The following is a 12,764-nucleotide window of genomic DNA, read 5'->3' as shown; positions in this document are numbered from 1 at the left end:
CGTACGGTCCGCCCCTCCGGGTGTGGCCGAAGTACCAGCCGTCAGCGTTCCGTCATGCGCCTCGGCTGAACACCGCCACGGTCCGCGCCGGGACGCTGAACGTGCCCGATCCGGTCGCGTAGGAGGCGGACCTCACCACCGGGTCGGCGCCCTTCGCCTGCACCGGGTGCAGCCGGAAGTGCGTGCCGGCGAGGGTGCCGACGCGCTGCTCCTGCCGCTCGGGGGTGGCGTTGAAGACGACGACCAGGTCACCGAGGCGCATGGTGATCACGCCGGGCGTCTCGTCCTTGCCCGACAGCGGGAAGGACAGCCGCTCCTGCACCCGTGCGGCGGTGCCGAGCGAGAAGGCCTGCTCCGAGGTGCGGATGCGCAGCAGGTCCTGGTAGGCGGCCGAGGCGCCGGTGATCTGCGGGCAGCCCACCTTCACCGTGCTGAGCAGCGGCTTCGCGTACGGCCACTTGGACTCGTTGTCGGCGGCCATGGGCAGTCCGCGCCCGAAGCCGTTGCCGTCCGCGCAGTTCCAGTGGATGGCGTTGAACCAGTCGCCGCTGTCGAAGGAGTTGCGGTCCAGCGACTTCGAGCGGAGCAGGTCGGTGCCCGCCTGGGAGAGCGCCGGGCCCTGCGAGAGGGCGGCCGTGGCCATCGCCAGGACCTGCATGCGGGCCCGGTCGGACGCGGAGGTGTCCTTGGGCAGCTTGTAGGCCAGGGCGTCGAACAGCGACTCGTTGTCGTGCGCGTCCACGTAGGCGAGGGCGTCGCCGGGCGCTTCCGCGTAGCCGGCCGGAGCGCCGTTGTAGTCGACCCCGGCGCCGGTGACCTCCTTGCCCGCCGAGTCGGTGAACCGGTACCCGGCGAGGTTGCCGCTAAGGCCGACCTTGATCAGGTCCTGGTAGTGCAGCAGCCTGGCCTTCTGCTCCTCCTTGGTGCCGTTGGCGGTGGAGGAGTTGGGGTCGGTGTACAGCCCGGAGGCGAAGCCCTGGACACCGGGGTCGGAGTCGAAGGGGCTGCCGCCGCGCACGGCGTCACGGGCCCGGTCGGAGAAGGTGGCGATGCCGGTGCCGGCCATGTTCTTCTGCGTGGCCTGCACGAAGCGCGCGTCGTCCGCGACCTCGCCGAAGTTCCAGCCCTCGCCGTACAGGATGATCTTCTTGCCGTCGACGCCGTCCTTCTTGGGGGTGAGCGCGTCGAGGGCCTTGCGGACCGCGAGGATGTTGGCCTTCGGGTGGTGGCCCATGAGGTCGAAGCGGAAGCCGTCGACCTTGTACTCCTTGGCCCAGGTGACGATCGAGTCCACGACCAGCTTGCCCATCATCGCGTTCTCGGTCGCGGTGTTGGCGCAGCAGGTGCTGTTGGCCACCGAGCCGTCGGCGAGGAGCCGCTGGTAGTAGCCGGGCACGATCCGGTCCAGCACGCTGGTGCCGGCCTGGCCGCTGGCGGCCGTGTGGTTGTAGACGACGTCCATGACGACCCGGAGGCCGTCCTGGTTGAGCGCCTGGACCATCTTCCGGAACTGGACCGTACGGGCGGTGCCGTCGGGGTCGGTGGCGTACGAGCCCTCGGGGACCGTGTAGTGGTACGGGTCGTAGCCCCAGTTGTAGGCGTCCTTGGCGGCCGTCTTCGCCACGCACTCCTGCTGCTTGTCGGAGTCGGCCGGGTAGGAGGCCAGGTCGCAGTCGGTGCTCGCCTGGTCGGACCTCTTCTCGGGGATGGTGGCGATGTCGAAGGCCGGCAGCAGGTGCACGTACGAGGTGCCGGACTTCGCCAGCGCGCGCAGGTGCCTGGAGCCGTCGCTGTTCTTGTCGGTGAAGGCCAGGTAGGTGCCCTGGTCACCGGCCGGGACGGTCTTGTCGGCGACCGAGTAGTCCCGGATGTGCAGCTCCTGGATCTGCGCGTCCTTCAGCGGCACGGCCTTGGGCTTGCGCAGGCCCGACCAGCCGCCCGGAGCGAGTTCGCGGTCGTTCAGGTCGACGACGAGGCTGCGCTCGGAGTCGGCGGTGAGGGCGACCGAGTACGGGTCGGTGACCTTGTTGGTGACCAGCTTGCGGACGCTGGGCGCCCACACCTTCACCACGTACCGGTAGGGCTTGCCCTTCCAGGACGCCGGGCCGGTGACGGACCAGACGCCGGTGGAGGCGTCGCGGCGCATCTTCACGGCCTTGCCGTCGAGGTCGAGACGGACGCTCTGCGCGGTCGGCGCCCAGACGGCGAGGGTCGGCCTGCCGTCGCGGAAGGTCGGCCCGAGGGCGGCCTTCGTCGCGCCGGGGTACAGGTCGTCCAGCACCCCGGCGATCTGCACGCCGGTCGCTGCGAGCACGGCGCCGTCGGCCGTCCGCTGCGAGGCCACGAGCTGCCCCTTCAGGGCCGCGCGCACCCGGTCCCGGTCACGCGGGTCGACGGACCAGGCGGTGTAGTCCTTCAGGTGCGGGAACTTCGCCTTCTGGGCGTCGGTGAGCGCCGTCTTGGTCAGGCGCAGCCAGTGCTCGTCGTCGCTGGTCAGCGTCCCGTCCTTGACGGCGATGGAGCCGTGCGGGGAGTACAGGAGCTGGGTGGAGGCGGCGCCGTCGGCGCCGTTCCAGGCGACGGTGTCCCGGTCGATCCAGACCGCCTTGGAGGTGGTCAGGTCGAGGGCGGCCGCGCTGCCCGCGGGCTGCGGCAGCAGGTACTTCTCCTGGCCGTTCAAGAGCCACACCTCGTGCCCGTCGGCCTTGAGGTCCAGGGACTGGTCGGTCGGCAGATCCTTGTCGTCGCCCTTGTGGATGATGTAGCTGAGGCTGGTGGCACCCTCGGTGAGCGGCACCTCGAAGACCGCGCCATAGGCGTCAGTCTTCACCGGCTTCAGGGGGTTCGACCAGTCGGTGGGGTTCGCGGCGCCCGTCCAGACGTGCAGGCCCCAGCCGTCGTAGTTCCCGTCGGCGCGGTGGTAGTGGACCACCGCCTTGCTCGTGTCCTGGGCCGGGTAGTCCGGCTTCTCGGTGAGCACGCCGTCCTTGCCCTGCTCGATCCAGACCTCACCCGTCCTGGTGACGTCGATGGACCGGTCGGCGGAGACGTCCTTGTCGCCGTCCTTGTCGATGACCAGGAAGCCGACGTCGGAGGCGCCGGGCTTGAGCTTGACGTAGGCGAAGGCGCCGTAGGCGTCGCGGCCCGTGAAGGGGTGGCTGGCGGGCCAGTTCGTCGCCTCGCCGTCGGCGAGGTCGCCCCAGGCGTACAGGCCCCAGTCGGCGTAGTCGCCGTCGGTGCGCTTGTAGTGGACGACCGCGTAGTCGCGCGAGGAGGCGGTGGGGATTTCGGGGGCGGGCGGGGCGCCGGTGGTGGTGCTCGCCGTGGCGCTCGCGGTGCGCCCGGCCGAGTCGATCACGACCGCCTTGTAGCGCAGGGCGGTGCCGGCCGGCACGTCGTCACCGATGACCTGGGTGACCTTGTACGGGGCGTGGTCGGCGGAGCCCAGCGTGCGCCACTTGCCGTTGCCGACCTGGGCGGCGAAGACGACGCGGTCGAGCCCGCCGCCCTCGACGTCCGCGCTCGGCTCGACGGTCCCGGTGGCGCCGGCGGCCGGCGCGCTCAGGGTGATCGCCGGCTTCGTGGCGGGCTTGGCGAGGGTGCCCGCGGCCTTGTAGACGACGGCGGTGCCGGCCGGGACGGTGACGGTGAGCCGGCGGTCGGCGTCCGAGGTGCGGGTGTCGCCGGCGCCGTGGACGCCCCGGTAGGACATGCCGGCCGAACCGGTGGCGAAGGTGGCCGTCTTCGCCTCGTCGGCGTTGTTGAGGGCGACGACGTACTCCTGGCCGGTCTTCGCGTCCGTACGGGTGAACGCGTAGATCCCGGCGCCGTCGGCTGCGTAGCGCTCGGTCTGCACTCCGTCGGTGAGCGCCGGGTTGGCCTTGCGGAGTTTGGCGAGTGCGGCGATCTGCCGGTACAGCGGGGCGCCGGTGTCGTAGGCGTCGCTCGCGTGGGTGCGGTCGGTGCCGATCTCGTCGTCGTCGAGGTAGTCGGCGACCTTGGAGGCGAACATCGTCTGGCGGGCGTCCTTGTCGCCGCCGGCGCCGGTGAAGCCCTGCTCGTCGCCGTAGTAGACGACCGGGTTGCCGCGGCTGAGGAACATCAGCTCGTTGGCGAGCTTGTCCTTCTTGAGGATCTCGGCGTCGGTGGCCTTGGGGTTGTCCTGCTTCAGGAAGTACCCGATGCGGCCCATGTCGTGGTTGCCGAGGAAGGTGACCTGCTCGTACGCGTTGGCCTTGTCGGTCGTGTACTTGTAGTCGTCGCCGAAGACGCCCGCCAGCTTCCGCGCGCTGCCGCCCTGGGAGGCGTAGGCGCGGGCGGCGTCCTGGAAGGGGAAGTCGAGGGTGGCGTCCAGCCGGCCCTGGGTGACGTACGGGGAGGTGACGGAGGTGTCGGCGGAGTAGACCTCGCCGAACATGAAGAAGTTCTTCCGCCCGTGCGCGGCCGCGTAGGCGTCCAGCGCGGTCGCCCACTGGGTCCAGAAGTCCATGTCGACGTGCTTGACGGTGTCGATGCGGAAACCGTCGATGCCGTAGTCCCTGACCCACCGCTGGTAGATCTTCTCCATGCCGCTCACGACCTCGGGACGCTCGGTCCACAGGTCGTCGAGGCCGGAGAAGTCGCCGTAGGTGGTGGACTCGCCGGCGTACGTCGAGTCGCCCCGGTTGTGGTACATCGTCGGGTCGTTGAGCCAGGCCGGGACCTTGCTCGCGCTGGCGGCCTTCGGGGTGTAGGGGAAGGAGCCGGCGTCGGTGGCCGGGAACTTCCTCCCGCCGTCGGCGTAGTCGGCGTCGTCGAAGGGCCTGCCGTCCTTCGTGAGGTACGGGAAGGCGCCCTTGGACAGGTAGCCGTAGGACTTCTCCTGGTAGTCGACGACGTCGGCGGTGTGGTTGGTGATGACGTCGAAGAAGACCTTCATGCCCTTGGCGTGCGCCTTGGCGATGAGGGCCGACAGGTCCTCGTTGGTCCCGAAGTGCGGGTCGACCTGGGTGAAGTCGGTGATCCAGTAACCGTGGTAGCCCGCCGAGGCGTTGTCACCGGTGCCCTGGACGGGGCGGTTCTTGAAGATGGGCGCCATCCAGATGGCGGTGGTGCCCAGCCCCTTGATGTAGTCGAGCCGCTTGGTCAGGCCCTTGAGGTCGCCGCCCTGGTAGAACCCCTTGTCGGTGGGGTCGTACCCGGTGCTCAGGCGCGAACCGGTCAGCCCGCCCCTGTCGTTGGAGGCGTCCCCGTTGGCGAAACGGTCCGGCATGACGAAGTAGAACTGCTCGCGCGTGTCGTCGTGCCGGGCGGCCTGGGCGGCGAGCACGGCGTCCGAGGGGGGCGCGGGCGGCGTGTCCGCGTGGGCGGACACCGGCTGCACGAGCGCGGCGGCGAGAGCGGCCGCGGTCACGACCGCGGCCCTCCGGCGGTACGGGGTGCGGCGCCTTGCGGGCGCCGGCCATCTCGGTATCACAGGCGGGAACTCCTAGCGATTACGGCTCTTCTGGGTCCGACCCCACGCCGCGGCTCGGCTCCGGTGCCGGGCGCCGGCGCGACCGTACCGCCCACGAAAGGGTTGCAGCAAGAGGCTTGAAAGCATCGGTAAGCAATTTCAACCGAGTTGGCCTGTGCCGCCGTGGACGCGGCGGCACAGGCGTCATCGACTCAGCAGCTCGACTTGCCGGCGTAGATGGCCAGCGCCGTGTTGGAGCCGAGGGTGGCCGAGAACTGGCCGCTGGAGTTCACCGTCACGGTGGTGTTGTTCTGCACGTTGCAGTACGTGCCCGCGGGCAGCGAGGTCTGGTAGGTGCGGGTCAGTGAGGAGGACTCGTGGTTGATGGCCACGTAGCCCTTGCCGCCCCGGCCGAACGCGATCGCGTTGTTGCCGTTGTCCCACCAGTTGACGACCGACTGGCCCCGGGTGGCGTTGCGGAAGCCGACCATGCCGATGATCTCGGGCCACTTGTGCTGGCACTTCCAGCCGTCCTGCCAGCAGGCGCTCACCTGGCCGCCGTTGGGCGGGCCGGCGTCCGCGTCGGACCACTCGTAGCCGGAGTTGATGTCCGGGGCGCCGTAGGGCCAGGCCAGCATGAAGACGTTGGCCAGGGTGTAGTTGGCGCCGCTCTTGTAGTTGAGGGTGGAGCCGTTGCGCTCGGTGTCGTGGTTGTCGACGAAGACGCCCGCCTTCGAGCTGCTCAGGTAGCCCCAGCCCTCGCCGTAGTTGGTGAGGTAGGCCAGCTTCTCGCTGTTGAAGACCCGCTTGAGGTCGTAGGCGTAGCGGAACTCCTGGACGTCCCCGTTGCCGGTGTACTCGGTGGGCTGGACGGCCTCGCCCGCGCCGTAGATGACCTCCTGCTTCCAGTACGCGCCCGGGTTGGTCAGCCGCGACTTGATGTTGGCGAGGTCGGCGCTGTCGATGTGCTTGGCCGCGTCGATGCGGAAGCCGTCGACACCGAGGGAGAGCAGGTCGTTCAGGTAGCCGGCGATGGTCTTGCGGACGTACTCCTCGCCGGTGTCGAGGTCGGCCAGGCCGACCAGTTCGCAGTGCTGGACGTTCCAGCGGTCCTGGTAGTTGCTGACCTGGGAGGTGCAGTCGTCGAAGTCGTAGGACGAGTACAGGCCCGGGTAGTTGTACTTCGTGTACGACGAGCCGCCGGTGCCGGTGCCGCTGCCCGCGGACATGTGGTTGATCACCGTGTCGACGACGACCTTCACGCCCGCCGAGTGGCAGGTGTTCACCATGTTCTGGAAGGTCGTGCGGTCGCCGAGGCGGCCGGCGATCCTGTAGCTGACGGGCTGGTACGACGTCCACCACTGCGAGCCCTGTATGTGCTCGGCGGGCGGGGAGACCTGGACGTAGCCGTAGCCGGCCGGGCCGAGGGTGCCGGTGCACTCGCGGGCCACCGAGGCGTAGTTCCACTCGAAGAGCACGGCGGTGACGTCCTTCGTGCCGGGCGGGGAGGCCTGCACGCTTGTCGGGGCCATGACAAGAACGGCCGCCGTGAGGGCGACCGCTCCGGAGAGGATTCTGCGTGCCATGTGGGGTTCCTTCTTCATCGAAGGGTGTGGGGTACCGCTGAGGGTGCTTGCTGCAAGGTTTCAGCAAACTTGCGGTGACGCAGATGTTAAAGGCCCGCTGCCTGAAAGGCAGCGGGCCGGTGAGAAGTTGATGCAAGAAATTTCAGCGGGGGCGTCAGTCCGCCGCGGTCCACCAGACGGTGGTGTCCGCCGGCACCTTCGCCTCGCCGCCCGCCTCGGTCACCTCGCCGCTGGAGAGCAGGACCCGGCCGTACGCGGGCATGGTCACCGACTCGCCGGTGGTGTTGGCGACGCACACGAACTCGCCGCGGCGGAAGGCCACCACGCCCTCCGGCGCGCGCAGCCACTCCACCGACTCGCCCGCGCCCAGACCGGGCTGGGAGCGGCGCAGGCGCAGCGCGGAGCGGTACAGCTCCAGCGTCGACCCGGCCACGCCGGTCTGCGCCTCGACGCTCAGCTCGGCCCAGCTCGCCGGCTGCGGCAGCCAGCTCCCGCCGTCGCCGAAGCCGTAACTGGAGCCCTCGCGGGTCCACGGGATCGGCACCCGGCAGCCGTCGCGGAAGCCGTCCTGGCCGGCGCCCCGGAAGTACGCCGGGTCCTGGCGCACCTCGTCGGGCAGGTCCACCACGTCCGGCAGACCCAGTTCCTCGCCCTGGTAGACGTAGGCCGAGCCGGGCAGGGCGAGCATCAGCAGGGAGGCCGCGCGGGCCCGGCGCAGGCCCAGCTCGCGGTCGCCGGCGGTGCGGATCTGGGTGCCGAGACCGGGCGGGTTGGCGAAGCGGGTGGCGTGCCGGGTGACGTCGTGGTTGGACAGGACCCAGGTGGCGGGGGCGCCGACCGGGCGCATCGCCTCCAGGGTGCGGTCGATCACCGCGCGCAGCTCCGCCGCGTCCCACTCGGTGCCCAGGTACTGGAAGTTGAAGGCCTGGTGCAGCTCGTCCGGGCGGACGTAGTTGGCGGTGCGCTCGACGGTGGGCGTCCACGCCTCCGCGACGAAGATGCGTCCGCCCGTCTCCCGCCCCCGTCCTTCCGCGGAAGGCCCTTCGGGCCCCATTGCGTCGGCGTACTCGTCGAGCACGGTGCGCCACTGCCGGTAGACCTCGTGCACGCCGTCCTGGTCGAAGAACGGCATGACATCGTTGCCCAGCAGCTTGAGCTGGTCGTGGGAGCCGAGGTCGGGCAGGCCCTCGGCCTTCACCAGGCCGTGGGCGACGTCGATGCGGAAGCCGTCCACGCCCATGTCCAGCCAGAAGCGCAGGATGGAGCGGAACTCGTCGCCGACGGCCGGGTGCTCCCAGTTGAAGTCGGGCTGCTCGGGGGCGAACAGGTGCAGGTACCACTCGCCGGGGGTGCCGTCCGGCTCGGTCACCCGGGTCCACGCCGGGCCGCCGAAGATGGACTCCCAGTCGTTGGGCGGCAGCTCGCCGTTCTTCCCCTTGCCGGGGCGGAAGTGGTAGCGCTCGCGCAGCGGGGAGCCGGGGCCCTCGGCGAGGGCGCGCTTGAACCACTCGTGCTGGTCGGAGGAGTGGTTGGGGACCAGGTCGACGATGACCCGCAGGCCCAGCCCGTGGGCGTCGCGGATCAGGGCGTCGGCGTCGAGCAGGTTGCCGAACATGGGGTCGACGGCGCGGTAGTCCGCGACGTCGTAGCCGGCGTCCGCCTGCGGGGAGGCGTAGAAGGGACTGAGCCACACGGCGTCGACGCCGAGGTCGCGCAGGTACGGGAGGCGGGAGCGCACGCCTTCCAGGTCGCCCATGCCGTCGCCGTTGCTGTCGGCGAAGCTGCGCGGGTAGACCTGGTAGATGACCGCGTCCCGCCACCAGTCACGGCTGGCGGCGACGGTGGCGACGGCGGAGTCGGTGGCCGGGGCTGCAGAATTCTGCTGGCTCATGGCGTCCTTGATGCGGTGGGGGTCCCCTGCCAGGGCGGGGCCGGGCACGGGGGAAGGGTCGGTGAGGGGCGTGCGTACGGCGGCGGGACCGGTGCTCTGCGAGGCGGCCGCGGTGCCGGCGGGGTCGGATGGACACCGCGGCCGCCTACCCGCGCGCACTGCGGCGCGCGGGAGCTCTTCTCCGGCGGGCGTCAGCCCTTGGTGCCGCCGGCGGTGAGGCCCGTGACGAGGTTCCTCTGCACGAGGTAGAAGAACGCGGACACGGGTATCGCGACCAGCACGGCGGTGGCCGCCATGAGGTTGCGCTGGGCGTCGTGCTCGCTGACGAAGCTCTGCAGGCCGACGGCGAAGGTGTACTTGCTGTCGTCGAGCATGAACGTCGAGGCGAAGGCGACCTCGCCGAACGCGGTGATGAAGTTGTAGAAGGCGGCGACCGCCAGGCCCGGCTTGGCGAGCGGCAGGATCAGCCGGAAGAAGGTGCCGAACGGGGTGAGGCCGTCGACCCGTCCCGCCTCGTCGATCTCGAACGGGATCGTGTCGAAGTAGCCCTTGAGCAGCCAGGCGCTGTAGGGCACCGCGGTCGAGCAGTAGACCAGGATCAGGCCGAGGTAGCTGTCGATGAGCTGCAGGTCCGACAGGATCTGGTACATCGGCACGATGAGCACGGCGATCGGGAACATCTGGGTGACCAGCAGCACCCACATGAGCTTCCGGTAGCCGGGGAAGCGCATCCGGGAGACGGCGTAGCCGGTGGTCGCGGCCACCATGACGCCGACGAAGGTGGTGCCCAGCGAGACGATCAGCGAGCTCTTCATCCAGTCGAAGAAGCCGGTGTGCTGCAGGACGAACGAGTAGTTGCTGAACGTCATCTTGTGCCAGATGCCGCCCGGGTGCAGGTAGTCGTCCTTGTCCGGGCCCAGCGAGAGGAAGACCAGCCAGGCGATCGGGAAGAGCGCGATCAGGCTCGCGACGACGAGGATGCCGTGGGAGGCGAGGGAGGCGAGGAGGCCGCGCCTGCCCCGGCGGGCCGCCGGGGGGCGGTTCAGGGCCTCGAGGACCTGGGGGGTCACCGGCTTCTGCGCGGTGGCCTCGGGAGGTGTCGTGGTGCTCATGGGGACTCCTGCCTCAGATCGCGAGCTGCTGCTCGTTGCGGTTCAGCCAGCGGCGGTAGAACGAGGTGAAGACGATCAGGACGGCCAGCAGCAGGATGCCGTAGGCGGCCGACTGCGCGAAGTCACGCGGCTGCTGTCCGAAGCCCAGGTAGTAGGCCCAGGTGACGAGGATCTGCGCGTCCGGGGCGGTGTTGCCGAACAGCAGGAAGATCACCGCGAACTGGTTGAACGTCCAGATGATGCCGAGCAGGACCACGGTGGAGCTGACCGACCTCAGCCCCGGCAGGGTGACGTAGCGGAAGCGCTGCCAGGCGTTCGCGCCGTCCATCTCGGCCGCCTCGTAGAGCGAGGAGTCGATGGACTGCAGGCCGCCGAGCAGGGAGACCATCATGAAGGGCACACCGCACCACGTGTTCACCATGATGGCGGCGAACCGCTGCCAGAAGGTGTCCTCGAGCCACAGCGGGGCCGGCAGGTGCAGCGCGTCGAGCGCCGAGTTGATGACGCCTCCGTCGGCGAGCATGAAGCGCCAGCCGAAGACGGTGACGAAGGTGGGCACGGCCCACGGCAGGACCAGCATCAGCCGGTAGAAGGTGCGGCCGCGCAGCTTCTGGTTGAGCAGCAGGGCGAGTCCCAGGCCGATGCAGTAGTGGAGCGCGACGCACAGGGCGGTCCAGACGATCGTCCAGACGAAGTGCGACCAGAAGCGGTCGTACGCCGTCGGGCCGAACAGGATGTCCTTGTAGTTGTCGAGCCCGATGAACTTGTAGGTGGCGTCGATGTGGTTGACGCCGATGGTGCGGGCGGTGTTCAGGCTGTTGGCGTCGGTGAGCGTCAGGTACAGGCCGTACACCAGGGGGTAGAGGACCAGCACGCCGAGCACGACGACCACCGGGGCGATCATCGCGTAGGCGTACCAGTGGCGCTGGTAGCCGTTCTTGATGCGCCGGCCCAGCCCGGGCCGAGGCGCGCGTTCACCGCGGCGCTTGCCGGTCGCGCGGTCGATGGCGACTGTCATGGTTCGACACCTTCTGGAAGATCAAGGGTTGGGCCGGGCACAGGGCGGTGGCCGCCGGATCCTTCCCCCCTTTCGAGGAGAGGATCCGGCGGCCACACGGGCTCACTTGCTGAAGTCGGGCACCAGCTTGGCGATGGCCAGCTCGGCGTTGCTCAGGCCCTTGTCCAGCGACTCCTTGCCGCCCGCGACCTTGGGCAGCTCGGTGTCCAGCGGACCCCACAGGGAGCTGTACTCGGGCAGCGCCGGGCGGGGCTGGGCGGCGGAGAGGACGCCCTGGTAGCCGGCGATGCCGGGGTCGGCCTTGACCGCGTCGGTGTAGGCGTCGCCGCGGGTCGGCAGGGTGGAGTTCTTCAGGGCGATGGTCTCCTGGGACTTCGCCGAGGTCATGAACTTCACGAACTTCAGCGCCGCGGCCTGGTGGGCCTTGTCGGAGCCGGCGTAGACCGAGAGGTTGTGACCGCCGGTCGGGGCGCCCGCCTTGCCGGCCGAGCCGGCCGGGACGGTGGCGATGCCGAGGTTGTTCTTGTCCTTGAAGGCGCTGCCCTTGTAGAAGTTCGTGATCTCCCAGGGACCCTGGATGATCGCGGCGACCTTGCCGTTGACGAACGCGTCCTGGATGTGGGCGTAGGCGTCGGCGGTGGTGTCGGCCTTGTGCAGGCCCTTGCCGGAGAACAGGCTCAGCCAGGTGCCGTAGGCCTTCTTGGCGGCCGCCGAGTTCACGGTGACCTTCTTGGCGGTGGCGTCGACGGTGTCGGTGCCCTCGCCGTACAGGAAGGACTGGGCGTAGTAGGCCTGGGTGGAGCCCCAGTAGCCGGGCACGCCGGCCTTGGCCTGGACCTTGGCGGCGTCGGACTTCAGCTCGTCCCAGGTCTTGGGGGCCTCGGTGATGCCGGCCTTCTTGAACAGGGCCTTGTTGTAGACCAGGGCGAGGGTGTCGGTGACCAGCGGCGCGCCGTAGGTCTTGCCCTCGTACTGGGCCTGCTTGATCAGGTTCGGCTGGAACTTCGCCTGGTCGGCGAGAGCGTCGGTGCCGTCCAGCGGCAGGAAGTAGCCCTTCTTGGCGAAGGCCGGGGTCCAGCCGACCTCGGAGCGCAGCACGTCCGGGGCGCCCTTGGAGCCGGCGGCGGTGTCGAACTTGTTCTGCGCCTGGTCGAAGGGCACGTTGACGTACTTGACCTTGACGTCCTTGTTGGCGGCCTCGAACTGCTGGACCAAGGCCTTGTACGTCGGCGCCTCGTTGGTGGCGTTGGAGGTGTCCCACCAGGTGATGGTGACCGGGCCGTCCGACTTGCTGTCGCTGTCGCCACCGCCGCACGCCGTCGCCGCCAGGGCGAGGGACGCCACCAGCGCGGAGGCCGCTATGCCACGCCGCATGAGTTCTCCTTGAGGGTTAAAGCCCGTGTGATGCAGGGGCGGTCCCGTCTGCCGGCCCTGCTGTCTTGCCGACTGCGCCGTTGCCGCGGCCGGGCGACCAGGAACGTAACAGCGATGTAAGCCGCGCGAAAGACCTTGCAGCAAAAAAGTGCAAGACGACACGGGGGTTACCTCGCCGTGACCTGCGGTAGACCCCCACGAAACCCTGAGACGTCGCCGGTACACGGGTTGACGGACACTTGTGCAAGACTCTGCAAGGCCTTGCCATCCGCCTTCGCCGCCGGGATCATCCCTTGCGAGCGGACACCGGCTCGACAAGGACCTCACAAGGGACCGCGAAGGACGAGGA

General features: G+C 69.5%; 6 protein-coding genes. All 6 read right to left on the bottom strand.

From position 1 onward, the window contains the following. Positions 1-52: 52 nt before the first annotated feature. Positions 53-5,455 carry a pullulanase-type alpha-1,6-glucosidase gene (gene pulA, locus ACFQ9Z_RS05965; protein ID WP_383011312.1) on the bottom strand — a complete coding sequence of 1,801 codons (5,403 nt, stop codon included), beginning with the start codon at positions 5,453-5,455 and terminating at the stop codon, positions 53-55. 191 nt (positions 5,456-5,646) lie between these two features. Next, positions 5,647-7,020, bottom strand: coding sequence for an alpha-amylase family protein (locus ACFQ9Z_RS05960; RefSeq protein WP_383011309.1), 1,374 nt, complete (start codon positions 7,018-7,020; stop codon positions 5,647-5,649). Between the two features lie 154 nt (positions 7,021-7,174). Continuing rightward, on the bottom strand, positions 7,175-8,911 hold the full coding sequence (locus ACFQ9Z_RS05955; RefSeq protein ID WP_383011839.1) for a glycoside hydrolase family 13 protein: 1,737 nt from the start codon (positions 8,909-8,911) through the stop codon (positions 7,175-7,177). 191 nt (positions 8,912-9,102) lie between these two features. Further along, the gene (locus ACFQ9Z_RS05950; protein ID WP_383011306.1) at positions 9,103-10,023 is read right to left on the bottom strand and encodes a sugar ABC transporter permease; all 921 of its coding nucleotides are present in this window, start codon (positions 10,021-10,023) and stop codon (positions 9,103-9,105) included. A gap of 13 nt (positions 10,024-10,036) precedes the next feature. Beyond that, a complete protein-coding gene (locus ACFQ9Z_RS05945) occupies positions 10,037-11,041 on the bottom strand; it encodes a carbohydrate ABC transporter permease (protein ID WP_383011302.1) in 1,005 nt (334 codons plus the stop codon). A gap of 102 nt (positions 11,042-11,143) precedes the next feature. Next, positions 11,144-12,415, bottom strand: a complete 1,272-nt coding sequence (locus tag ACFQ9Z_RS05940; protein ID WP_383011298.1) for an extracellular solute-binding protein — start codon at positions 12,413-12,415, stop codon at positions 11,144-11,146. Positions 12,416-12,764 lie beyond the last annotated feature (349 nt).

Source organism: Streptomyces sp. NPDC056580 (assembly GCF_042793175.1).
In the GTDB taxonomy this organism is placed as follows: Bacteria; Actinomycetota; Actinomycetes; order Streptomycetales; family Streptomycetaceae; genus Streptomyces.
Note: the sequence above shows the minus strand (reverse complement) of the source record. Positions and strands in the feature narration are given on the sequence as shown.

Coding starts and splice junctions, on each gene's coding strand:
- ACFQ9Z_RS05960 (WP_383011309.1), bottom strand. CDS start 7,020: ATGGCACGCAGAATCCTCTCCGGAGCGGTCGCCCTCACGGCGGCCGTT.
- ACFQ9Z_RS05955 (WP_383011839.1), bottom strand. CDS start 8,911: ATGAGCCAGCAGAATTCTGCAGCCCCGGCCACCGACTCCGCCGTCGCC.
- ACFQ9Z_RS05950 (WP_383011306.1), bottom strand. CDS start 10,023: ATGAGCACCACGACACCTCCCGAGGCCACCGCGCAGAAGCCGGTGACC.
- ACFQ9Z_RS05945 (WP_383011302.1), bottom strand. CDS start 11,041: ATGACAGTCGCCATCGACCGCGCGACCGGCAAGCGCCGCGGTGAACGC.
- ACFQ9Z_RS05940 (WP_383011298.1), bottom strand. CDS start 12,415: ATGCGGCGTGGCATAGCGGCCTCCGCGCTGGTGGCGTCCCTCGCCCTG.